The organism is Acinetobacter sp. GW821-FHT01C12, from assembly GCF_059422625.1.
This window is the reverse complement of the sequence record NZ_JBWKXD010000003.1, coordinates 131,569-156,468: the sequence shown is the minus strand read 5'-3', so window position 1 is coordinate 156,468 and position 24,900 is coordinate 131,569. Positions and strand designations below refer to the sequence as shown.

The 24,900-nt window shown below is 36.3% G+C and carries 23 protein-coding genes; 11 read left to right on the top strand and 12 right to left on the bottom strand.

What is annotated here, in order from left to right:
• Window positions 1-217 precede the first annotated feature (217 nt).
• The 3 genes from AC07WY_RS09985 to AC07WY_RS09975 form a co-directional block, all read right to left on the bottom strand.
• The gene (locus tag AC07WY_RS09985) at window positions 218-844 is read right to left on the bottom strand and encodes an FMN-binding negative transcriptional regulator (RefSeq protein WP_494736302.1); all 627 of its coding nucleotides are present in this window, start codon (window positions 842-844) and stop codon (window positions 218-220) included.
• A 10-nt stretch (window positions 845-854) separates the two neighbouring features.
• Window positions 855-1,268, bottom strand: a complete 414-nt coding sequence (locus AC07WY_RS09980; protein WP_494736301.1) for an ADP-ribosylation/crystallin J1 — start codon at window positions 1,266-1,268, stop codon at window positions 855-857.
• A 522-nt stretch (window positions 1,269-1,790) separates the two neighbouring features.
• Window positions 1,791-2,132: a hypothetical protein gene (locus AC07WY_RS09975; RefSeq protein WP_494736300.1), complete on the bottom strand. Its 342-nt coding sequence runs from the start codon at window positions 2,130-2,132 to the stop codon at window positions 1,791-1,793.
• A gap of 340 nt (window positions 2,133-2,472) precedes the next feature.
• Here AC07WY_RS09975 and AC07WY_RS09970 point away from each other — a divergent pair, with 340 nt between their 5' ends.
• Window positions 2,473-2,967, top strand: a complete 495-nt coding sequence (locus AC07WY_RS09970) for a phosphate-starvation-inducible protein PsiE (RefSeq protein WP_004723097.1) — start codon at window positions 2,473-2,475, stop codon at window positions 2,965-2,967.
• 153 nt (window positions 2,968-3,120) lie between these two features.
• Here the strand turns inward: AC07WY_RS09970 and AC07WY_RS09965 are convergent, their stop codons facing one another.
• A complete protein-coding gene (locus AC07WY_RS09965; protein WP_494736299.1) occupies window positions 3,121-3,618 on the bottom strand; it encodes an RcnB family protein in 498 nt (165 codons plus the stop codon).
• A gap of 169 nt (window positions 3,619-3,787) precedes the next feature.
• Between AC07WY_RS09965 and AC07WY_RS09960 the strand changes: the two genes are divergently transcribed.
• Entirely contained in the window at window positions 3,788-4,240 is a 453-nt protein-coding gene (locus tag AC07WY_RS09960; RefSeq protein ID WP_004723101.1) for a hypothetical protein, read from the top strand.
• A 132-nt stretch (window positions 4,241-4,372) separates the two neighbouring features.
• On the opposite strand, the gene AC07WY_RS09955 is transcribed toward AC07WY_RS09960, so the two are convergent.
• From AC07WY_RS09955 to znuD, 3 genes are all read right to left on the bottom strand, one after another.
• Complete coding sequence (locus AC07WY_RS09955) at window positions 4,373-5,767, bottom strand: tetratricopeptide repeat protein (protein WP_494736298.1); 1,395 nt, start codon at window positions 5,765-5,767, stop codon at window positions 4,373-4,375.
• Between the two features lie 89 nt (window positions 5,768-5,856).
• Window positions 5,857-7,320: a phospholipase D family protein gene (locus tag AC07WY_RS09950; RefSeq protein WP_494736297.1), complete on the bottom strand. Its 1,464-nt coding sequence runs from the start codon at window positions 7,318-7,320 to the stop codon at window positions 5,857-5,859.
• A 396-nt stretch (window positions 7,321-7,716) separates the two neighbouring features.
• Complete coding sequence (gene znuD, locus AC07WY_RS09945; protein WP_494736296.1) at window positions 7,717-9,810, bottom strand: zinc piracy TonB-dependent receptor ZnuD; 2,094 nt, start codon at window positions 9,808-9,810, stop codon at window positions 7,717-7,719.
• Window positions 9,811-9,948: 138 nt separating this feature from the next.
• Here znuD and AC07WY_RS09940 point away from each other — a divergent pair, with 138 nt between their 5' ends.
• From AC07WY_RS09940 to AC07WY_RS09925, 4 genes are all read left to right on the top strand, one after another.
• Complete coding sequence (locus AC07WY_RS09940; protein ID WP_262085083.1) at window positions 9,949-10,713, top strand: DUF4184 family protein; 765 nt, start codon at window positions 9,949-9,951, stop codon at window positions 10,711-10,713.
• A 190-nt stretch (window positions 10,714-10,903) separates the two neighbouring features.
• Window positions 10,904-12,688 carry an aspartate--tRNA ligase gene (gene aspS, locus AC07WY_RS09935; protein WP_004819069.1) on the top strand — a complete coding sequence of 595 codons (1,785 nt, stop codon included), beginning with the start codon at window positions 10,904-10,906 and terminating at the stop codon, window positions 12,686-12,688.
• 138 nt (window positions 12,689-12,826) lie between these two features.
• Window positions 12,827-13,045, top strand: a complete 219-nt coding sequence (locus AC07WY_RS09930) for a hypothetical protein (protein ID WP_004723114.1) — start codon at window positions 12,827-12,829, stop codon at window positions 13,043-13,045.
• Window positions 13,046-13,055: 10 nt separating this feature from the next.
• Complete coding sequence (locus AC07WY_RS09925; RefSeq protein WP_262085082.1) at window positions 13,056-13,919, top strand: lysophospholipid acyltransferase family protein; 864 nt, start codon at window positions 13,056-13,058, stop codon at window positions 13,917-13,919.
• Window positions 13,920-13,974: 55 nt separating this feature from the next.
• Here AC07WY_RS09925 and AC07WY_RS09920 read toward each other — a convergent pair whose 3' ends face one another.
• The gene (locus AC07WY_RS09920) at window positions 13,975-14,781 is read right to left on the bottom strand and encodes a glycosyltransferase family 25 protein (protein ID WP_262085081.1); all 807 of its coding nucleotides are present in this window, start codon (window positions 14,779-14,781) and stop codon (window positions 13,975-13,977) included.
• A gap of 141 nt (window positions 14,782-14,922) precedes the next feature.
• Between AC07WY_RS09920 and AC07WY_RS09915 the strand changes: the two genes are divergently transcribed.
• From AC07WY_RS09915 to AC07WY_RS09905, 3 genes are read left to right on the top strand one after another with little or no spacing between them, the layout of a single operon-like run.
• Window positions 14,923-15,828, top strand: coding sequence for a glycosyltransferase (locus AC07WY_RS09915; RefSeq protein ID WP_494736295.1), 906 nt, complete (start codon window positions 14,923-14,925; stop codon window positions 15,826-15,828).
• 53 nt (window positions 15,829-15,881) lie between these two features.
• On the top strand, window positions 15,882-16,799 hold the full coding sequence (locus tag AC07WY_RS09910; RefSeq protein WP_494736294.1) for a WaaZ-like lipopolysaccharide core biosynthesis protein: 918 nt from the start codon (window positions 15,882-15,884) through the stop codon (window positions 16,797-16,799).
• A 38-nt stretch (window positions 16,800-16,837) separates the two neighbouring features.
• Window positions 16,838-18,769: an acyltransferase family protein gene (locus AC07WY_RS09905; protein WP_494736293.1), complete on the top strand. Its 1,932-nt coding sequence runs from the start codon at window positions 16,838-16,840 to the stop codon at window positions 18,767-18,769.
• Window positions 18,770-18,867: 98 nt separating this feature from the next.
• Here AC07WY_RS09905 and AC07WY_RS09900 read toward each other — a convergent pair whose 3' ends face one another.
• The 4 genes from AC07WY_RS09900 to AC07WY_RS09885 all read right to left on the bottom strand — a co-directional run bounded on the left by AC07WY_RS09900 (window position 18,868) and on the right by AC07WY_RS09885 (window position 22,438).
• Window positions 18,868-19,779 carry a glycosyltransferase family 32 protein gene (locus AC07WY_RS09900; protein WP_494736292.1) on the bottom strand — a complete coding sequence of 304 codons (912 nt, stop codon included), beginning with the start codon at window positions 19,777-19,779 and terminating at the stop codon, window positions 18,868-18,870.
• A 97-nt stretch (window positions 19,780-19,876) separates the two neighbouring features.
• On the bottom strand, window positions 19,877-20,635 hold the full coding sequence (locus AC07WY_RS09895; protein WP_419335051.1) for a glycosyltransferase family 25 protein: 759 nt from the start codon (window positions 20,633-20,635) through the stop codon (window positions 19,877-19,879).
• A gap of 10 nt (window positions 20,636-20,645) precedes the next feature.
• Window positions 20,646-21,632 (bottom strand): stealth family protein, encoded by a 987-nt coding sequence (locus AC07WY_RS09890; protein WP_262085075.1) that lies wholly within the window; start codon window positions 21,630-21,632, stop codon window positions 20,646-20,648.
• A 38-nt stretch (window positions 21,633-21,670) separates the two neighbouring features.
• A complete protein-coding gene (locus AC07WY_RS09885; RefSeq protein WP_004723130.1) occupies window positions 21,671-22,438 on the bottom strand; it encodes a hypothetical protein in 768 nt (255 codons plus the stop codon).
• 236 nt (window positions 22,439-22,674) lie between these two features.
• On the opposite strand from AC07WY_RS09885, the gene AC07WY_RS09880 reads away from it, so the two are divergent.
• Complete coding sequence (locus AC07WY_RS09880) at window positions 22,675-23,844, top strand: nucleotide sugar dehydrogenase (RefSeq protein ID WP_494736291.1); 1,170 nt, start codon at window positions 22,675-22,677, stop codon at window positions 23,842-23,844.
• Window positions 23,841-24,863: an NAD-dependent epimerase gene (locus tag AC07WY_RS09875; protein WP_419335057.1), complete on the top strand. Its 1,023-nt coding sequence runs from the start codon at window positions 23,841-23,843 to the stop codon at window positions 24,861-24,863. The genes AC07WY_RS09880 and AC07WY_RS09875 overlap by 4 nt, the downstream gene beginning before the upstream one ends.
• The last annotated feature ends 37 nt before the right edge of the window (window positions 24,864-24,900 follow it).

Sequence of the window (24,900 nt, the reverse complement as noted above, 5' to 3'; positions counted from 1 at the left end):
ATCATCAACTGAAATAAAACATTAAAACGCCCGATGATTCGGGCGTTTTTTATTTGCAACTGATGTTATTTTTAAGACGTCTGCTGATCTATATCTCTTGGACGTCATAAAGCAGCTATGTTTGCTTTTCTATGCATCTTAAAATCAATGATGGTGCAATTATATCGTGTAGCTACAAAAGTTGATCGCAATATAAATCAAGTTACATCAGATAATCTTACTTTGGATAAAACTTCCGAATCGATTCAGCCATCTCGGGAGATTGGTTTTGCAAAGCATTTGCTGCACTTGTGGCATCCACAGCACTGCGATTTTGACTGACTTTAAATTTTCCTACAATTGAATCTATTTCAATTTCAATCGCCACAATTTTTTCTAATTGCGCTTCGATATAATCATTGGGTGCATCCCCCATTTTCCAAGGTAGCGCCTGTGGCGCTTCATGCTGACGAGTCAATCGCGCCAAAATACCACGCAAATATTTTTCATCATCTATTTTTCGAATTGTTCCCTTCACATGCACAACACGATAGTTCCATGTCGGTACTTCCCGATGATGCTCAAATTTTCCTGGATACCAATTCGGTGAAATATAACTTTGTTCAGCATGGAAAATCACATAGGCCGATTGACTCTGTTCTAACACGTTCAATAAAGGATTGGCTTTAGCAATATGCCCACGTAACAATCCAGACTTGCCAGATGAACGATCCAATTCAAAAGGAATATGATTCGCTTCAATTTCACCATCATAGATAACCATCAAACTTCCCAATGGATTCTTTTCAATTAAATCGAAAAGTTCAGGAAGATTCTCTTGTTTAAAATGAGTAGGAAGATACATGTTTTATTTCCTAATACTCTTTCGAGCCATCTGGGCTGGTTTTAAATATTTCAGGTAATTCAGCATTTTCAGTAAAAGCTTCACCTTTGAAAATATTAACCACTTCAATGTTGCCTATAATTTGCTGATTAAACTCGTCTAGTCGCTCAGCGGGAATCCATAACTCCTGACAAAAGTCATCCCCAACCGTATGTACTTCAAACTGAGCCAGATACTCATCACTCAGTTCAAAACGAGTGACATAGCCAATATAACCACTCGCTTGATCTTTGGTATTCCAGTCCAAAGCAATTTTTTCAGCATATTTCTGATTTAAAACAGGATAGAAAATAGGCTGCCAATACAATCTTGGTGGGAAATTTTTAAAGCCACTCTTTTCAATCAATTGATATTCAAAAAGCCCAATTGGTCGGTACAAATACATTGTTATTCCTTTAATTGTATTGAAAATAATCTATCTATAGCCTAATCAAATGAAATGATCAATTTCTTAATTAAATCGTTGTGATTTATTCAATATAAACATTTCGCCACGCTTTTCATGTGCATAAAATTTGCATAGTGTTTAATCATAAATAGCACACGAATAAACCAGTATTGGGTTTATTGTTATTGCTCTATTTAGAATTAGGGGTGATATAGGCTTCTCTATTTTTAGACCAATCAGATGTCTGTGAATATCCAAAATAGATCCTTCAGTTATTCGTGATAACCATACTGAATAAATCATTGTCCTGTGCAAAAGAGCATAACTAGAAAATTAGACCTATTACTTCATCCAATATCTCTTGCCTGATTTAAATGCCCCTATTGCTAAAATCAAAACTGGTAAGAAGTAATTATGAATGCACTTAAGATTAGCTTACCAATCAAGTTTAATTTCATCATCAACTCAAAATAAGTGATCAATCGTCCGATTTATCGGGCATTTTTTGTGGATCAATGATCAATGTAGTTTTGGATCTGGAAATGGTAAGTTATCTTGAGATTCACTAGGTATAGCAACCCATTTACCCTTATCTTGATAAAAATCAGACTGCGTTTCATTAGTTGCGGCACCCAACTTGACCGAAACAGTGCATGCAACTTGCCCTGAGTGTGTAGCGTTTACGGCAGGAATACATGTTCCCAATTTAACTTCTGAAATCATTGCACCGATTTTTGCTCCTAACAACTCAGCTGTTGCTTGTTTTGCTTCAGCTACCGTGGGAGTTTTGATCGCATCAGCATTCGAGAATTGTGTAAATAACAGAATATTGAAACATAAAATTATGGGGTTTATTTTCATCTTTTCTATCCATTCATAATTAAAGTTAAATTTAAAAATTATCCTAATGACAATTTAACATGGTTTATAGTTTATGACTTTACACTATTCGTTCATCCTGCATTTAGACAATACAAAAATATGTTCACATATTCCAATATAGGGAGAGCGTGTTTTGCTTTAACCAAAATTATGGTGAAACACTATTTGATGAGCAGCCAAATTCATGAATTTTCTTTTGAAAAATATGATCATAAACACTCCCCCACTCCACTGTTAAATGCAATATAAACACTAGTTTCATGTGCATGAAATTTGCATAGTGTTTAATCATAAATAGCTCACGCAAATAGAGGATGTTATGAATAAAGATCCACGTATAGAGAAAATAGAAAATCTCCTCGATAAATTGGGCAATATTGCAGTAGAAGCATTTCATTATATTGCGCTGTTTATCATTGGCTGTATGATCGCTTGGTCAGCGGTACATACAATTATTGAAATCTTAACCGTGAAACAATACGCCAGTATTGACGATATTTTATTGTTATTTATCTATTTGGAATTAGGTGCAATGGTGGGGATCTATTTTAAGACCAACCACATGCCTGTACGTTTCTTAATTTATATCGCAATCACCGCACTTACGCGGTTACTAATTTCAGATATACAGCATGACCATAAAGCAGATATGGATTTAGTGATTATCACAGGATCGGTTTTAATTTTAGCTATTGCAATTTTGATCGTGAGATATGCATCTTGGACATATCCTTCCGTCATTCGCGATAAGCATACTGAAAAATCATTGCCTCATGGCAAAACACCACGACCAGAAGACGATGAACTGGCCTAGTCCCTTGTCTTGATTCATACGCGTGCTCTTCTCCCTAAACAAAATTAAAGAAATTCCTTATGCAAGCGCAAGACATAGAGGAGAAGGGACTTTTTTAATGTGTTGAAAATTTAATACATTGCTATTGATCATGATGATGCTTTTAAATCACGTTCAGCGATCATTGGGTACTTGTAAATAACGACCATTCTGGAAAATCCAATGCATGCCAACCTGTGGATCAGGTAAACCATAACGGCGCCAATCACTGATCAACGTGTATTGCGAACTTTCTATATGACCGCCCTCGCCATTTACATACCCATAACTGCTACCTGAATACTCCGTCCGGGTTGGAAACTGGTGATTATAAATAATCGTCACACCATTTTGTGGTGGATAACTTGGATGTGGGCCATTTGGATGCGGATAGGGCCTATTCGGATAACTTGGGTACGTTGGATAGGGATGCTGGTATTGAGGTCGAACAGGAATCTCCTGTGACATTTGGCGGCCATATTGATCTGTATACTTATAGGTCGTTGTCGGATATTTCTTTTGAGGCCGCTCAACACTGCGATAATTCGCCCAATCTTTAGCATCTGCCCATATCATTGTTGAAGTTGCTGAAAGCATCAACATCAAGACACTTAAACCAAGTATCTGTTTCATTTCAACCTCCAAACTTGAACGTATACACAACAGCTTAATACATCATTCAAGATAAATAATGGATGAATTACAGTCAAAATTTAATCTTCTTTATTGTTTATACATCAACTTGGGTAAATTCTGACATCAATCTGATAAAATATAATTTTAATCTGATGAGTGCTGTATTGTGGCTGAACTGAGCTTTGACCGTTTACATCAATTTTTTTGCAAAATCCCAAGTGTGCAAGAGGCATTTATTGATAGCTATGGTTCAGATGGCAAACAAGCATGGTGGTTTAAGTTTCAAATCAATATTGACCATCCTTTAGCATGGCAAACTGTACAAGAACTTGGTCATGTTCTAAATTATATTTCTAAAAATGAACGTCTTCCGACTCAGTTTTTACCCGTTTCTCCTCCTCCGTATATGAATGGTGAAGCGAAACAATTTTTAGCTTGGGTGATTCAATGTAACCATGCAGATTTTTCGCCCGATGTGGTGTGTGACTGGTTAGAGGCACGTTTACCAAAACCCGTAGATGATGAAAGCAAATGGAAAATCAAAACTGATTTACATGAGTTAGATCATATTTCAAATAAAGATTTGGATGAGTTAGTTCCACCAAATCCCAAAAACTAAATAGAAAGCGACAGCTAAGCACACATTTCAATTCGTTAACCTCCCTCTTCGCAGCTACAAGCATAGCTTACTCTGAAGAGGGGAGGTTTTAAAAATGTTTAACTGATCAACACTAAGGTTGAAGAACTGAGTTTATCTTTTTCGGTTCTTAGATTCAGTTTCAGTACGCTCAGTATCATTATTGATACTTTCAATCAAGCCACCTAAATTATTGTTGAACTGGGCTCGCATTTGAATATATGTTTTTAGATTTCTCGCTTTGATCGGATCTTTAGTTGTGCCCTTGCCTGTTTGATACGCTTCTAGGGCTTTACTTTGCGTATCTTCTTCAGATGATCCATTTTCATAAGCCAAAACAGCCCAACGATAATCTTCTGGTTCATCTTCGATGCGTGCCAAATTATCCATTGCATTGACAGATCCTAGTTGAGCAGCTTGTTTAAAATATTTTTGCGCAAGTGCTTCATCATAGCCTTCATTTTCTTCGTTATAGTACCAAACACCGAGATAATTTATTGCATCAGGATCGTTTTGTGCTGCAGCTTTTTTTAAATAAATTAGACCTTTATTAATATCTATTTGTTTTTCATCATCTGACCATAAATAGTCAGATCCAAGTTCTGTTAATGCCACATGATTATTTAATTGCGCAGCTTTTAGATACAAATTCTGCTTATCTTTATCAGCATCTTTTTTTAATGCAAGCATCAAATACGCATCACTCGCACCTTGAGATGCTTGTTTTTGATAATGCGTTAAAACCTCATTTTCGAGCTGTTTAATATCCTTTTCTGACAAGTATGAGTCAGCAACATAATCTTCAAGTAATTTTATTTTTGCTCCAATATCACCTTGATTCGAACGTTGCTGAAGCATTTGAAAATGAGCTAAATCACTATCTTTATGATCTTTTTCATAAGCAGCTTTCGTCTTGGCACCCAGTTTTTTTAGAATGTTTTCTGGACAATTCTGGATACTAGATCCCGCCCACAATAAATCCCCTTGCTGTACTGCTTTATATAACCATTGACACTGTTCATCACTATAATTCTCAGTCCCTTGGTCTAATGCAAGCACGAATGTACGTATGGCTTCAACATCACCTTGTTCAGCAAGTTTTAAAATTTGTGGGCGAATTTTTATTAGTTTTTGCCTGATATCATTAGAAATACCAAAACCTTCAGTTATACCCGCTTCTAAATCTAATGATAAATATGCGTCAAAATTACCACGCTGAGCAGCTTCCAAACGCAGCTGTTTATATAAATGACTATTTTCAGGTAAAAAACGATAATCTGCTGAATTAGAATAATATTTTGAAAGTAGAAAATAAGCCTCTGCATCACCTTGTTCTGCAGCTTGTTTGAACAATTGAATGGCTTTGTCAATATTGATTGAGACAGTGGGACTACCTGTTTGCAATGTTTTTGCTTGAACTACTAAAGCACTCTCTGCAAAACTAAGTGGTGAAATAAACAGACTCAGTGTAAGTAATGATTTTAAAAATGATGTTTGTAATGTTTTCATTTAAAGCTCAGCTTTGTTATTAAAAAATCTACCAAGCTTTAAATTATGTACCGAAATCTATTCATTTCGATACATATTTTTTGAATAAATCAAAACGTCGACAAACCACTCCATTCCATAAAACGGTAAACCCCGTATTTAAGTTTTGATTCATCGGCATACTTGCTGTAATCCACACTCATTTGACGACCATTTAAGTTTGACCAAGCCGTATTAAAATACTGTTCAGCATCGATAAAGACTTGTTGTTGTGGATTGCCAACCACGCGTAAATCAGTTTCCAAATTATAATTTTTTAAATTACGTGCGGTAAAGTTGGCAGAACCTAAAATCATTTCCGCAGATTGCGCATTATGCTTTACGATCATCTTACTGTGGCATTGCTCACCTTGGGTATTACACCAACGCACATCAATTCCTGCGTCATTTAACTCTGAAGCCACTTGACGGTTTGGAATACCATTTTTTTGACGACCAAATGCATCTTTATTGGGATCAAGCAAAATACGTAATTTCACTCCACGTTGCTTGGCAGCAACTAAACCTTTAACAATTTGGCGTTCTGACAAATAGAACATAGCTAAATCAATTTGATCATTGGCTTTTGCTGACGCCAACATGTTTAAGACCGCATCATAAATTGCTTTTTCTGTCAGTACTTGAACCTGAGGATCATTTGGCTTTTCAGGTAGTTTGCCGAAAGCAACAAAAGGCGTATCACCTCCCGACATATGCGCGACGGTTTGTTCAGTATTTAAAATATCTGTCGCAGTTGCACCGTCAACCATTAATGCGATATTGGAGTGACGTGAGCTACCATCATGAGGATTGGCAGATGTGACGATAGTTTTCCAACCTTCCGCGGTATCAACCACGATGGTTTTACGATGATTGGCTTTAAAATTAAATAAATTTAAATAGCTACGAACTGTAATTTTTTCTTTACCAAATGGATTATTCAGCCAGCCTTTATTTGGGTTATTGCCAATATCCTGACAGCATAAATACCATATCCCAGACCAAGTAGGATTAGATGCACGGAGTGGTGTTAAATTCGTTTCAATCACGTCAATACCACCTAAACGTAATTGGCGATATTGTTCAGGCTGAATTCCACCATAAACAGAATTGATTGGATCGGTAATAAACTTAATTTCTAAGCTTGGGTTTACAATTTTTTCATTAATCAAGGCTTGGGTTAATTGCTTAGTTAATTCTCGTTGCTGAACTTTAGAATCTCCGACTTCACTGTTAAATAGAAACATATCAATCACAATGGTGGTCTTGGCTTGCTTAATCAGCTGTAACACCTGATCAAAGATATGTTGATCAAGTTGCTGCTTCCCTTGCGCATCAATATAGGTTTCATCGGCAATAAATTTTACATTGGCGTGACGCAATGGTCCGGTAAAATTCAGCCCTTTAGGAAGTGGTTTATAAACATGATAAATCGCAGAGGAAAGATATCCTAAGGCCAATATGCCGATAATAATGCTGAAATAGCGACGTTTTGACCAATTCAGTTTGTTTTGAATTTTATTGAAGATACGCATAAGAAAAGACCTAGACCAATTTAGGGTCTGTCAACATTTCATATATAACTTGCGTTGTCGGCTAAAATTGAGCAAACGAGGCATGAAATGAAGAGAATAGCGAGACTATTTTCATGTTTCATAACGATGTTTGAGATAATTTTAACCACAACCCTGAGCAAAAAACAAAGCACTGCTTTGTTTGCAGCGCAAGGCGCAGCAGAGACGACTAGAGTGTTTTTTGATGCTACATCGTTATGACCTACTCATTTAGATCACTAAATTTCATAGCTCATGCCTTGTATCCTCTAAAAAACACTCGTTGTCGCAAATACAGATGAAGTATTGGCAGACCCTTAGAGCCTAGGTCGAATTCCTTTATTTTTCAATAACGATTTGGTGAATGATTGCAAATAATTAGAACTTATAGTCCATACCTATGACAAAGTTACGTCCAATTTGTGGAATATTCGATAAGAAAGAAGTGTGTTCATAAATCTTCTCGTCCAACAGGTTGTTGGCTTTAAAGAATACTTTCGCTTCTTGTTTGTTGGCCAAAGGATATTGATAAGCAACGCCTAGGTTCACCATGTTATAACCTTTGGTTTCTTGTTCATAAGACGCAAATTTATCTTGATTAAACACATGTGAATATTCTGCTGAACCAGACCAACGCTCATCAAACTCAGCATTTACACGAGCGCCTAAACGACCAGCAGGAACACGCGGTGCATTTTCATCTTCAATTTTACCGCGTACATAGTCACCAAACAGACTGGTTTTATACACATCATTCCACTGATAAGCGACTTCACCTTCTGTACCATAGAACTTGGCTTTATCTTGACTATATTTGATCAAACGGAAGTTTTCGTATTGATCCAAAGTTTTGGCATAAATGTAGTTATCAAACCAATTTTGATAGACATGTACATGATAGCTCAACTTGTCATTGTCATAATGAAGACCTAATTCCACATTATTTGACTTCTCTTTATTTAAGTCTTGATTGCCCAATTCATAGGTGTTGGTTGCATAATGCTTTCCATCAGCATAAAGTTCTTGTGCTAAAGGCAATCGCTCTTGATGAGAACCCGTTAAAGAGAGCGTGTAATTTGGTGCAAATGCCCAATTCACAGCACCAGAATATGAGAATGCATTGCCATCAAAGTCTTTTTGAGCTGAATCGACATCCACTGTTTGATGATCAAAACGAGTCCCTAATTCCACATGAAAATCATCAAATTGGCGATGCTCTAAGCCAAATACACTATATTTTTGGGTTTTATTTGGTGCAAGAACCGCTTCTTCACCTGTGATATCTAATTTTTGCTGGCTGGCTTGGACACCCCACACCCCTTCCCAAGCAGCAATCGGATTGTGTAACAACTCAACACGACCTTCATAACCTTTGCTCTTGAAGGTTGTCATTGCTGTACTTCCTTCAATTTCATCATGTTGATAGTCAGTATAACTTGCTTGTGCACGAAGTTTTTTAAAGCCAGCAAAAGGTTCATTGAGCTCAGAACGGAAATCATAACGTTCTGTTTTCATATCAATCCATGGCCCTGCTTCAGCGTGATCATGCTCTTCTTCACCATGATCATGACCAGAGTGATCGTCATCATCGTGCCCACCACAATGCAGTGATAAGCCATGTAAATGACATGACTCATATTCATGGCTATGCCCAGGTAAACCGTATTGATCTTGGCGATTGCTATAAGACACACCCGCAAAACCACGCTCACCGATCCAAGATAAGCCCACATTTACATTTTCAGACTCTGAAAATGTATTGCCAACTCGACGCTCTTTCGTACTATGTGCATGATCACCATGCTCTTCAGTTACAATATAGTTCGGGGTAATATAATCATTGGCGTCACGTTTTAAGCCTTCTACACGTAATGCAACATTTGAACCTAATCCAACAGTCACTCCAGCATGTGCCATTTTTTCGTCGTTGCCCGTGTTATAACGCAGACCAACATTGCCTTCATAACCATTTTCAGGCATCGCTGTCGGAATCTTGCTGTCAACTACATTGACTAAACCACCCACAGATCCAGCCCCATATAATAATGTTGATGGTCCACGAATGACTTCAATTTTTTGTGCAAGTTGCGGATCTACAGTGACTGCATGATCTGGTGACAAGCTTGAAACATCCATCGTCTCTGTTGCATTCTGAGTCACTTTAACCCGTGCCCCCTCTTGCCCACGAATTACAGGGCGACTAGAACCCGCCCCAAAGGTATTGGAATAGACCCCTAATTCATCTTTGAGTGCCTCACCTAAAGTCGTGCCCGCCTGTTGTAGTTTTTCACGTGAAACAGTTTCATCTGCAACGCCAAAATCTTGACTTGAACGGACCAAGGGATGTCCAACAACGGTAATGGTTTCTAATTGTTGTGGATTTTTTTCAGTATTGGTTTGATCTTCAGCCCAAATAGAAGTTGAAATAACTGCAGAAATGGAAAGTGTTAGGGCACTTTTGGTAAAGGACATGCGATTGCTCTCAAAGCTCAATATTTTTGAATAATGTTATATTATAACATTTCAATATTTTTGCAATAAAAAACATTTGCACTTTGGCTTTTTATATAGAATCAGCTCAAAACCATTGCTTAACTTTTTAATATTCTAATGCCCTTTACACTTTCACATGCTGTTTTAGCACCACCTTTGTCCAAACTTTCAGGAAATCGCTTGCCGATTGCAGCACTCGCGATTGGCACAATGACACCAGATTTGTATAGAGTGTTGGTTAAAACTGAAATTTATTTAAATCATCAGTTTAAAGGAATCATCTATCCAGATTTATTGGTGGGATTACTGTTCTGCTTACTTTGGTATAGCTTATATCGCCCATTATTATTTAAGTTTTTAGGCATTCAAAAACCATTAAACATCGTTTCATTTTCAACTTTTTTTAAATTTCTAATTTGGACGATATTGGCGATTATCTTAGGTACAGCAACCCATATTATTTGGGATGGTTTAACTCATTTAGATTTTCGAACTTTCGCTTTTAAAGCGTTTTTAGCGCAACCCGTCAGTATGTTTGATCGTATTTATCCGATGCATAAAGTCCTACAAATCGGCTGTTCTGCTGCTGCTTTACCGTTTTTAATATGGATGGGCTTGCATTACTTTTTTAAATATAGAGCCAGTCAAATACGAAATCCTAAAGTAAATTTTTTCTGTATAAGTTTATTTGTAACTGCGTTTTTTAGTGGTTGCTTGTATTATGTTTATATTGCCAAAAGTACAGGCTTCGTTCCTCAAGACACTGACCTATATGTACTGATTGGCTTCTTTATGAAAGCCTTTACCCAAGGTTCAATCCTTTGTTTTACTTTAGGTTGCCTATTGTTTCATTATTTAAATTATAAAAAATATCTTAAATAATGCTCTATTTGCCGATTGAGTCACTGAAAGTTTTTAGAAATTAGCTTAAATTTATTTGGCTATACAGTAGTTTTTGCCCCAAGTCCTTGTGACTCACCGCTCAAAGAGGCATAATCTCACATTACATTTTTAGGCGATGCGCTGTTTACGTACTCGCTTCCTTAACCCATATAGTTGGATTTTTAACGCTATGATGCGAACTCATTATTGCGGTTCTTTAACCGAAGCTCAAATTGACCAGACTGTAACGCTTTGCGGCTGGGTACATCGTCGCCGTGACCACGGTGGGGTGATTTTCCTTGATATGCGTGATCGTGATGGTCTCGTTCAAGTCGTCATCGATCCAGATACTCCTGAAGCATTTGCAACTGCGGATAAAGCACGTTCAGAATATGTATTAAAAATTGTAGGACGTGTACGTCGTCGCTATGAAGGCACAGAAAATGCCAATATGGTGAGCGGTCAAATCGAAGTTTTAGGTAAAGAAATCGAAGTTCTTGCTGCATCTGAAACTCCACCATTCCCATTGAATGATGAAAATGCCAATATTTCTGAAGAAATCCGTCTGAAATATCGTTTCCTTGATATTCGTCGTCCAGAAATGATTGATCGTTTACGTTTCCGTTCTAAAGTAACGACGTTAATTCGTAACTACTTAGATGAACATGGTTTCTTGGATGTTGAAACACCAATTTTGACACGTGCAACACCTGAAGGTGCACGTGACTATTTAGTACCTAGCCGTGTTTCAAATGGTAGCTTTTACGCGCTTCCGCAATCACCACAATTGTTTAAACAATTGTTGATGGTTGGTGGTGTAGACCGTTATTACCAAATCGCAAAATGTTTCCGTGATGAAGATTTACGTGCAGATCGTCAACCAGAATTCACTCAAATCGACATCGAAACATCGTTCTTAAACGATGACGATATTATGGATTTGATGGAAGGTATGACCGTTAAGATGTTCAATGAACTTCTTGGTGTGAAATTCGACAAATTCCAACGTATGACTTATGCAGACGCTATGCGTGATTATGCATCTGACAAACCGGACTTACGTATTCCTTTGAAACTTGTAGACGTTGCCGACATGATGCAAGACGTTGAGTTCAAAGTATTTGCAGGTCCAGCAAAAGATCCTAAAGGTCGTATTGTTGCACTTCGTGTACCTGGTGCAGGTTCACTGCCACGTAGCCAAATCGATGAATACACTAAATTCGTTGGAATTTATGGCGCGAAAGGCTTGGCTTATATTAAAGTCAATGAACTTGAAAAAGGTATCGAAGGTCTTCAATCACCTATCGTTAAATTCATCGAACCAATCGTGCTTGATTTGTTAAAGCGCGTTGGTGCTGAAAATGGTGACATCGTATTCTTTGGTGCAGATAAGGCCAAAGTTGTAAATGATGCAATGGGTGCTTTACGTATCAAGATCGGTCATGACATGAACATGTCAACAACCGAGTGGGCGCCACTTTGGGTCGTTGACTTCCCAATGTTCGAAGAAACTGATGATGGTAAATGGACGTCTGTTCACCACCCATTCACACTTCCAAAATCAAGCGTTGAAGAAGTGAAAAGCAATCCTGGCGCAGCACTTTCTGTTGCTTACGATATGGTATTGAATGGTACTGAAATCGGTGGTGGTTCATTGCGTATCTACACTTTAGAAATGCAAAAAGCAATTTTTGAAGCTTTAGGTATTGGCGAAGAAGAAGCTGAAGAAAAATTCAGTTTCTTATTAAATGCTTTAAAATTCGGTGCGCCTCCTCATGGTGGTTTAGCATTTGGTTTAGACCGTTTAGTGATGTTGATGACAGGCTCATCATCTATCCGTGATGTGATTGCTTTCCCGAAAACTAAAACTGCTGAGTGTCCACTAACTCAAGCACCTGCACCAGTTGAACCAAATCAATTGCGTGACTTAGGTATTCGTTTACGCGAAAAACCGAAAGCGGAAGAAGCTAAATAATTTTTGGCGGTTGCGTCGAAAACCCTGCGCTATGCAGGGTTTTCTGTTTTTCGTATGTATTTTATTTCGATAGGTTCTAATTGAGATAAGTTCTCATAAATGGCATACTATCGCTGTTAACTTTTGAGGTGAAAACCTATGGCTATGCGACCTAATGTGCTTCGTCATACAATTATTATCATTGTATTTTCAGTGGTTCAATGGGGATTTATGCGTTATATCCTAAGCCATCAGTTGTTTAATTTAGATACTTATCAGCGTATTTTATATTTCAGCATGAGCAGTTTTATTGCTGGTTTCTTTATTATTTCAGCGCTGATTTACTTGGTGTTGAAAGGCAATGCTGACCGCGACTAATATTAATTAAATGTATAAGCTACTTAAAACTTTCTCTCGATTACCTCTAGCGATGATACAAAGTATTGCCAGAGGTGTCGGGAATTTATTGTTTATGAGTAATTCTTCAGCAAAACGCACCACTGAATTGAATTTAACTGCGGCATATCCTGAGCTTGATGAACAACAACGTAATCAACTAATTAAAGCCAGTTTAAAAAGTCAATGTATGACTTATGCAGAGTCAATTAAAGTTTGGGGATCTTCTCCAGAGTTCGCCTTAGCACAAATTAAACAGGTCTATAATGCTGAGATTTTTCTCAATGCCTTGAAGAATCCCAATGGTTGTATTGGTGTAGTCCCTCATTTTGGAGCGTGGGAACTCATGAATGCGTGGATCAATCAACATACTCATCCCGTTATCATGTATAAGCCGAGTCGAAATAAAGACTTAGATCGGTTTATGCTAGAGTCTCGCCAACGCTTAAATGCAACATTGGTACCCACTGATGATACTGGTGTACGTGCCTTATTTAAACATTTAAAACAAGGTGGGTTTACCGCTATCCTTCCCGACCATATTCCCAAAGAGTCTGGAGGTATTTATTCTGACTTTTATGGGCAAAAAGCATTTTCTTCAACTTTGCTTTCGAAGCTTGCAGCAAAAACCCAATGTTCAGTCGTGGGTTTAACCTGTGTCCGTCGCCCTGATTTCTCAGGTTTTGATTTACATTTTACTGCACTATCTCAAGATATTAATTCTAAAGACTTACAACTCTCAGTTGATACATTGAATAAAGAGATGGAGCGAATGATTAATATCGCTCCTGAACAGTATTTATGGGGTTATAAACGATTTAGGAAGTTAGAGGGTGGCAGGAACTTGTATAAATAAGCAAATTCCTTCCTAGCAATCAACACTTCAAAACATATATCTAAAGCATTAATGTTCAACGAAATTTTATTTTCACGGTCCGAATACCTTGTCTAAACTTTGCCAGTTTAATCATCATTTTTTGAATTTGCCTAACAATTCGTGAACATTCTTTTTTCAATTTAGCGCTAAATTTCAATTTTTCCTTTTTCAAATACTTCCCTTTTCTAATATTCCTAACTTCTTCCAAGGCACTTGGGAACTGTGTATTACCATTCGTCAATATCATATCCTGAATACACAATGCGGGGCTAAGCTGATACACGGCAAGCTCTGGACACTCTCTAAACAAAAAATGATCCACTGGGATTAATACTTTCGATTCAACAATAAAATTCAGCAATTTTTTTGCTACATCTTGCGATATGATATATCCGCCACATCCCATATGTGCTTCACGTAATAACAATAGTTTACGGGCATCGGGAGCCGAAAGATTATGTTGTTTTAACGCCACCCCAATTTTTTTATAAAAGATTTCTAATTTGATTACTGAACATTCTTTTGGAATCCATACATCATCCAATAAAAAATCTTTTGCATGATCACCTAAATAAATATCATCTTCAAATATTACAATATAATCGAGCTGCTCATCTATTGCTTTCTTCCACAACAGCATGTGGCTTAGTAAGCAACCGACTTCGTTTTGGTGTAAAGCAGTTGTATACCCGACCAGACCAAGTTTAGATGTCGCCATATCTATATTTGCAGGCGTGATCGCATCAAAAAATTCAAAATCTACTTCTTGTTTTTCAAATTCAGCAATAATATGCTTACGGCGCTCTTGAGCAGTTGATAAACTAATGACAACTTTTTTCATAAAAACTCTTACAACAATTACTTATAAATTTAATTTTGAGATCGACCTACGATAAAGATTAATGTTCATTTAAATTAATCGCATTTAGCGATATACTATATGGCACCACTCTAATAAATGTGATTTTAGGGGCTATAAATAATGATTAGTGAAAACATTAAAATTTTTGTAGGTTGTGATCCAAATAACTGTGACCTTGAACAACTCATGGTATTAGAACATAGTGTTCGTAAACATACACAGCATAATGTTGAATTTATTTGGATGCAACTTAGTCATGACATAAATAGTCCATGGTATAGCGATCAAGAAACAGGTAAAGGATGGTCTACAGAAAAATGGGCAACCCCTTTTTCTGGTTTCCGTTGGGCAATACCTGAGTTATGTGATTTCACAGGTCGTGCAATTTATATGGATGCAGATGTCGTCGTGCTCTGTGATATTGCAGAACTTTGGTCACATCCTATGAATAATGATGCAATTGTTATTGCTAAAGGCGGAAAAAGTACAGCGCGTTTATGTACTTGTGTATGGGATTGTGAGAAAGCCAAACAATACCTGCCACCACTTAATGAAATCCGTACCAATCCAAACAGTCATAAAAATTTAATGCGTCTTATCAAAGACAAGCCTCAATTGGTTGAACCTTATCAAGATTCTTATAACAATATTGATGGTGAAGACTTAGCGATCGAACAAATCAAAGTATTACACTACTCAGACATGGGAACTCAATTTAGCCATAAATATGCAATTCCACGTCTTGCCGAAGTGAATCAAAAACATTGGTTTGATGGCAAAATAATGCCTCATCCTCGCCAAGATTTGATTGAATTATTTGATCAATATTATGCAGAAGCGCTGGAACTTGGTTATAAACCTGAAAATTATTTAATTGAACCTTTTGGAACTTTTTCAAAAGCAACTCAAATTAACTACCAAGGGAATAAAGTGACTCGCCCAGATCAAGAAACCAATTGGTTGAGCAAGCAAATCCGAAAAATTAAAGCTAAATTTAAAAAGCCTACATTTACGTTAGATGGATAAATTGTCGAATAGACAATTTTCCATCTTCACTCATTTTCTCATTACGACACTATATGAACCATAAAACACCAAAATCGATTCAATTATTCTTTTCAAATTTTGTTTTAAGAAATATCTATAAATTTATTTATAAACATAGCCATCCTAAAACACATCGACATAATCGCAAATACTGGCCTTATTATTCTGTCAAAAGAAATGAGCTTGGTGGAATTGATCAGGTGTATTTTCGTAAGAAGCTCATTGCTGACAATTCCGCTATGCCAACACGCACTTGTAAAAAAAGCATGCTGGTTGCAACTGGTCCTTCCGTTCAGAAATGCCCCGAAGATGTTTTTAAAAGACAAGATATAGATTATATTGGAATTAATGGTTCAATATCATTGGACTACGTTCATTTTAAATATTATGTCATTATTGACTTCAATTTTACTAAAAATCGTTTTGACTTAGTGCTTAAAGTACTCCAAAGCCAATGTACTTTTTTCACCACCCATCGCTGTCTTGACATAATTCTAAGAAGAATCAGTCCTGACCAAATAAAATGTCAGATCAAAATTATTGAAACGATTACTGAAGGAATCGTTGAGCGATTTTTAGGTCCACGTATCGCCATTGATCCCCATCAAGACTATTTTTATCTAGAGGGTGGTAAAGGGTTTTCCTTGCATATTCGTGACTCCATTTTTGATTATTTCACAGTATCCTATGTCGCTTTACAAATTATTTATTCTCTGTCTTATGAAGAAATTTATTTGGCAGGTTTAGATATGAATAACTTTAATCAACCACGTTTTTATGAAAAAAGTAGCAATAAGCAACCGACGATGCTCGACCAATATTTAACTGAAATATTTCCAGCATTTGAGGCCGCCTCTCACTTTTTAAACAAGCAGAATATTAAAGTTTACAATCTTTCACTGAAAAGTGCGATAGAGTCTTTTGAGAAATTAGATCCAAAGCTTTTATAACGCTTTGGATTCACCTTAGCTCTTAATTTGTCTTCAATATGCAAACCAAAACTTTTCGTGATGATATCAACGGGCTTCGCGCCTATGCTGTAATACTTGTTGTTCTGTTCCATTTCGGCGTTTCAGGATTTTCTGCTGGATTCTTAGGCGTCGATGTTTTCTTTGTCATTTCTGGTTATCTAATGACAAAGATTATTATTGAGAACCTTGAAAAAAATAGCTTTTCTTTTATAAATTTTTATTTAGCACGAATCACACGAATTTTTCCTGCACTTTTCTTTGTCGTCTTAATCATGACAATTTGTGGATGGTTTTTTTTCATCCCAGAAGACTTCAAGCTATTTGCTAAAGATGCAAAATATAGTCTAAGTTTTTTATCCAATGACCTATATTATCGTCAAGCAGGCGATTATTTTGCTGTAAGCTCTCATGATAAAGCCTTACTTCATACCTGGTCTTTATCAGTAGAATGGCAATTTTATATATTATTTCCTATTCTTGTTTATTTATATTTTAAAATTATTCAAAATAAAAAATTCTTAGGGATATTTTTAATCTTATTATGTATTTCATCTTTAAGCTTTTCTATTTATATCTCATCTAAAGATTCTATCTATGCCTTTTTTAAGCTCACCTCTCGTGCTTGGGAGTTGCTTGCTGGTGGCTTGGCTTACTACTATTTTAGAACATATACGCCTACTCAACCGATAAAGCATTGTCTTGAAATTATTGGTTTTGCAAGTATTGCACTAAGTTTATTTCTATTTGGTCAAGATACAATATGGCCAAGCTATAATGCATTAGTTCCTGTGGTTGGAACGATGCTTATTCTTATTGCCAACCAACAAAATTCAATCTTTACCAAATTTAAATTGATTCAAAATATAGGCAGTGCTTCGTACTCCATTTATTTATGGCATTGGCCTGTCGCCTTCTTACTCGGATATTTTTTCTTTGAAAAAAATTTAGTCAATATTAGTTTAGCGATTCTAATTTCTTTTATTTTAGGTTGGTTAAGCTATAAATATATTGAAAGTTCAAGAAAATATTTAGTCAATATTAAGGTATATTACTGTTATTTACTATTCTTTATCATTCTTATCTCTTCGTCTATGCTCTATTCATACATCAATAAGGATGGTTTAAAGAATCGTGCAGATTCACTGTATTTACAACACAATGAAAAGTTAGAAATGCCAAAAGTTTCCAATGGCTGGTGTTTTTATAACATTAAAGATGATCATAGTCTGAAGGTGGGGCAACAGGGACTTGAATGTCATATCGGATCGAAGCAAGCAGATGCTCAACCCGTGCTTTTATTCGGTGATTCTTTTGCTGGTCATAATATTCCCTTCTGGCATTATTTAGGGAAAGAACTCAACTTAAATATCCACGCAATTACTACCAATTGGTGTTATCCAAGTACAGATAAACAATTTACCGGGGATAAAAATTCTACTGCCTATCAGCAATGTATGCTAAACAGAGACTACTTAAAAAACAATATAAATCAATATAATGCATTAATTTTTGCAGGTCGCTGGTCCGATATTGTACAACAGCATCAAGAACAGAGCTTTGAGAGTTTGCTAAAACTCGCCAATCAATCTCATAAGAAAGTTATTGTGATGTCTGAACCTTATGCTTTTGACGCAAATATTAGCATTTTATACAAACGATCATTGTGGTTACATCGAAATTTCAATCTTAATAGTTATTTCGATAATGTTAAAGCTAAACAGCAAAAAACCGCATCGCGCCTCATTACAGACATGACCCAACGCTATCCAAATACGTTATTGCTCACACAAACTGATTTGTTTAAACCAAATCATATGGCAAAAGAAAGTATTCCCTATTCTTTGGATGGTCGCCATTTATCTGTTTTTGGTTCATTGTCTTCTGAAGAGTACTTTACCCAACAAGCTAAATATAAAGTACTTAAACAGTTTTTATCTAAGCAGGAATAGTTAATTTTTATGTTGGGAAAATTCTAATCTAACTAAGCTTTGATTTCCTAGATAAGATCAAAGCTTAGTTTTCAAACATGATTAAATAAACTTTAAAGTTAAAAATCAATAAAGGAGCCTTTAAAATACATTCCTTTATCATAATATTGACATAAATAATTACGCTCTTTTCCCGCAAGTTTTATTAACTTAGGATATTCTTCCGCTGGATAATTAATTGCCATATCAATCAAAATCTTTTCTTTTACCCAACGATTTTTCACTTGGTAGTAAAATGCATTTTCATCACAATCAATCAAAGTAATACTTGGAAAAGATCGTCTTAGTACTTTTTGACATGCAACATAGGCGACTAAATATTCCAGATTACTAATTCTTTGAAAAAAATCTTTGCTATTTTTTTCTGTATTTCGAATATTTTGTACATAACTTTTAGGCGTTTGCTGAATTGCTAAATATAATTCATCATACCAATGTTTAAAGAAAACATTATTTTTAACACTTGCCAATAGCCAATTTTCCAATACAGGGTAATCGATATTTATGGTATTTTTTTTACGATAATAAGAAAAACATTCTGTCTGATTTTTTTGCATCAGTTCAGGAATCCAGTCCAAATTATCATAAACAATAATACTGGCATCCAACCAAATCCCACCGTGCTGGTATAATAGATCAAATCTGAGTAAATCAGCCTTTTGTTGAGGTGTTGCATCCTTCAATAAGGAGAAATCTATATCGCTGTACTCACTTACATTTTCTGGATTAAGTACATATACATGATAAGACGGGTTTTTTTCTTGAATATTTTGAACACACTTCTCTACAAACTTGGGAAAATTACCTTCCCAATATATCCATATTTTTTTTGGCAATTCGATAGAGCTAGCAACAGGATTAAAAACCAGTTGTCCTGCATAGTTATCAATTTTTTTATTGGTATGTCTAATTTTGTAATAGTACATCATATGAAATTTAGCTAAATAAAATAGTTTTTTAAAAATTTTCATATAATAAATCCACAACGTTTACCTAAAGCAATCCCAATAAAAATACATTTTACACAGTATATTTAACTAACAATTATCCACTTACATCTTAATACAATTAAAAATAAAGATGTTTAAATGCATACATCCGATCACGCCACATACGTTTTTGCTTCTTAAAACCATAAGAGTGATCACGATTTTCTTTCTCTTTACGAGATATTCCTTGTGTTGCAACTGTACCTAAAATATCGCTATCTAGACCTGCTGGACGAACAAAAGCAGGCCAAACACCCAATCCTTTTCCATTCTTACTCAGCCAAGTTTGGAAAAAGATATCAACAGGCATGGCAATTGTTTTGCCTTGCGCAATAAACGCTTCAGCACCTTTGCGTGACCAGATTAAGCCCAAACCACGAATAGGAAAATAATAAGCATGCCACAATGAATAGTCACCTAACTGAGTAATATCTTTGGCTAGCTTTTTCTTCTTTGCCGCTAAATTCACCAGATACCAATCTAGCGCTTGATGGCGATCTAAATAAGCTAAAACTTGATCTATAGATTGTTTGAAATCAGCTGTAATTTTCATATCATCTTCTAAGACAACAAGATAATCCGCATCACTTGCTAAAAATTTCTGAGCGCAGCCATAATGACTGAGATAACAACCCAGTTCAGAATTGAGTAAACGTCTTCCTAAAGTTTGCTGCGTCAACGCATCATCATAATCCTGAAAAGATGACAGTTCTTTGCCGCGGCCATCATAAGCAGAAAAACGCTCAAACTCCCAGTTTACCGCCTGTAACTGTTCTGTTGCGCGAGCAAGCCGCTCATCACTACCATCTAAATTGATCAGATATGTTTTAACTTTCATGATTGGCTTCCTACGATAAAGCTTTGGCTGAAATCACTGATTTAGGCAAATAATCATATAATTTATCGATCATTTTACGACGTACCTGTGCAGCATTCTCAGAATTCAGTTGATCTAAACTTTGGATACAACCATATTTAATATTGTCTTGATTCAATGCTTCTACAAACGCAGCTAAGCTTTCAGCATTTTTCAAATAAGCCAAAGCTAAATCAGGCTTTAAAACAGCTTCATTTTTTTGAATCTTTAAATGATTCATCAATGAAATCGGATTTAATTGTTCGACACTTCTAAATTTATATTTAATCTGTGTTTCTAGTAGGTCTGGATGATGCAATAAGTATTCACTTAAAATTTTACGATCGACACAGTGTGGATAATGATGGATTTCAAAAAATTCTTTAAATCCTAAAATATCAGCACCCAGCATTTGTGCTATCACATGACCGGGTTGAATCGGTTTATTAAAATTACGATTTAAAAATTGACGATATTTCAGCTTGGTCTTGTAACTAAAGCAACTTTTCCAGTGTCCATAGGTGACGATTTTATCGCTCTCAAGAAAATCTTCAATTTGAGCGGGTGAATTAAAAAAGAAGTCATCATTTAAGTAGATAAAATAATCTGAAAGCCCGTTGATATTCCATAACATGCTTTCAATTGACCGGGTATTAAACGTGGGTAGAAATTGCGTATAACCGGCAAAAATCTCACGATGATCAACAACACGAATTTTATTTGCATCACAAAGACCTTGCGCTACAAATTCATTTAAAAATTCAGGCTGCTGATTATCTGTAACAATGAAAATATGACGGCAAAAAGGCACATACTTCAATATAGATGCAATGTTGTAATAGATCTCATCATTACTGGCAAAACGTGTATCGCTCACAGCATCTGAGGCATCACCACCTGTGAGGTATTGCTGACGTTTACGTTTTAACTCAACATCATTGCCATCGACCCAAGCAATCACGATATCAAGGTTTTGCATCTATATTGTTCTCAAATGTTCTAATCATCTAAATAAAATTATTGCCAAGCGTCTTTAATCCAGTCTGAAGGCAACACATAGCGGTACCATTTACCTCCACCGCCAGTCACGGCATCAGGTGGATTAATTTCCCCATGGAAAATAATAATTTTGGCATCTTGTGGCTTGACTGGTGGCTTAAAATAAGCAAGTGGTAACTTTTGCAAACAATGGTATTTATAACTCTTACACCAATCTTTTGGCCAGTAGCTGAGTTTTTGCTGCTGGTCGACATACCAAGACAGATATTCTTGTTCATTTCGAAATTTATGACTAATTTCTTTAAAGTTTTCACGAAAATAAGGCAAGATGTCAGGAAAAGTACCCAACTTAAAACGATAAACTGAACTATTGCCAGTCACACGCCAAGGACGTTTCCAGTCGTGAATAATGAGGAATTCACCCGGATAGCTAAAGAAGTCATCAATGTTGTCTACAATGACCACATCAAGATCTAAAAATAATAAATTGCCTTTTAAACCATATAAGTCAGGTTCAAAAGTTGATAACTTATTCCATCCACGTTCAGGACTTCCTTCAGGCAATGCTAACGGCGGAATTGGAAAGCATTGAACCTCTGGATTAATACCTTCTGTACGGTCAGTCAAACACACCATTTGGAAATCAATTGTGGTATGTCGTTTGACCATGTTATATAGGCGATTGACATAATCAGCACCATATTTGCTGCCCCACTTCATACACAAAACGATATTCTGTTCTGATTCAACTAAATTCGACTGTAAATTTGATTCATTGACCTGCATGCATCAATCTTCCACCTGAGCAATCCCCATATCATACCATTACCGTCGCCAAGTTACTGTATTCGATTGCATATGCTGAACAATTTGTTTCACGAGAATATGCTATGATGCGCTAACAATTTACATTGAGCATAGTCATTTTTTAATTGTTCGATATTTTATTGAACAATCTTTGAATGAACGCTCTGTGAAATTGAATACAACTTTTGCAAGCACATTTTCTATATTAGGTTTTTATGAAAATAGCAGTCGCTGGAACAGGTTACGTTGGCTTATCCAATTCAATGATATTTGCACAACATCATGAAGTTGTTGCAGTAGATATTTTAGAATCTAAGGTTAACTTGCTCAATAATAAAATATCGCCCATTCAAGATGCGGATATTTCATTATTTTTAAAAGAAAAATTATTAAATTTTACAGCCACGACAAATTACCAAGCCGCTTATCGCAATGCGGATTTTGTGATTATTGCGACCCCAACGGATTACGACACTAAAACCAATTATTTTAATACGCAAAGTGTCGAAAGCGTGGTTCAGCAAGTCTTAGAGGTCAACCCCAATGCAGTGATGGTGATTAAATCAACTGTCCCTGTCGGCTTTACCAAGGGCTTAAAAGAAAAACTCCACACTGAAAATATTATCTTTTCTCCAGAATTTTTACGTGAAGGAAAGGCATTGCATGACAATTTGTACCCTTCCCGTATTATTGTTGGGGAAAAATCTGATCGCGCTAAACTGTTTGCTGACTTATTGATCGAAGGCGCCATCAAAAAGGACAGCCCTATTTTATTTACCGACGCAACTGAAGCTGAAGCAATTAAGTTATTTGCCAATACCTATCTTGCTATGCGCGTTGCCTATTTCAATGAACTGGATACCTATGCGCAAATTTTTGGCTTAGATACTCATCAAATCATTGATGGTGTTTGTCTAGATCAACGTATTGGTAATCACTATAACAATCCGTCATTTGGTTATGGTGGCTATTGCCTACCCAAAGACACCAAACAACTTTTAGCTAACTATAATCACGTTCCAAGTAATTTGATTCAAGCTATTGTTGACTCAAACAGTACGCGTAAAGACTTTATCGCAGATTCGGTGATTGCACGTAACCCCAATAAAGTTGGTATTTATCGCCTAGTGATGAAAAGTGGTTCAGATAATTTTAGAGCGTCGGCGATCCAAGGTGTGATGAAACGCATCAAAGCTAAGGGAATTGAAGTGATTGTCTATGAACCAACTTTACAAGAAGATGAGTTCTTTAAGTCCAAAGTCGTCAATGATTTAGAACAATTTAAACAGCAAAGTGACGTGATTATTGCCAATCGGGTTTCTAATGACTTAAGTGATGTATTAGATAAAGTCTATACACGAGATATTTTCGGAGCAGATGAATGAAAGTCCTTGTCACAGGTGCAGCAGGTTTTATTGGCTTCAATGTTGCAAAAAAACTTTTAGAGCGTGGTGATGATGTTGTCGGCTTTGACAATATGAATGATTACTATGATCCCGCATTAAAACAAGCCCGATTAGCGGTTCTCAAAGATACGGCGGCACAAACCCAGCAAACATTCACTTTTATTCATGCCAATCTTGCAGATAAGGCGCTTGTTGATCAATGTTTTCAAGATCATCAATTTGATCGGGTAATTCATTTGGCTGCGCAAGCAGGTATCCGATACTCATTAGATAACCCATTGAGCTATGTCGAAAGTAATTTAATTGGCTTTACCAATATTATTGAAGCATGTCGTTATGCCAAAATACCACATTTAACCTATGCCAGTACCAGTAGTGTTTATGGTGCAAATACCACCATGCCATTTAGTGAAAAACATGGCGTTAACCATCCCTTACAGTTCTATGCGGCAACCAAACGTGCCAATGAACTGATGGCGCACAGTTATAGTCATCTCTTTAACCTACCGACAACAGGCTTACGATTTTTTACCGTCTATGGTCCTTGGGGCCGTCCAGACATGGCTTTGTTTAAGTTTACCAAGAATATTATTGAAGATCAGCCTGTCCCTGTCTTCAATCACGGCAACCATACCCGTGACTTCACTTTTATTTCAGATATTGTGGAAGGTGTGATTCGTTCAAGTGATCAAATTGCGCAACCTGATCCAAATTGGGACAGCAAAAATCCTGATCCATCGACCAGTTATGCGCCTTTCCGTATTTTCAATATCGGCAATAACAATCCAGTAAAATTGATTGAATATATTCATGCTATTGAAAAAGCATTAGGCAAAGAAGCAATTTTAGAATTACTTCCATTACAACCAGGCGATGTGCAGGATACTTTTGCGGATAGCAGTGCTTTAGAACAGATGGTCGGATACAAACCTTTGGTATCTGTTGAAGATGGTGTTAAGCAATTCGTAGATTGGTATCGAGACTTTTATCAGGTTTAATCAATAGCATTGTTCAGTTTAAAGCTTAATTTTAGCA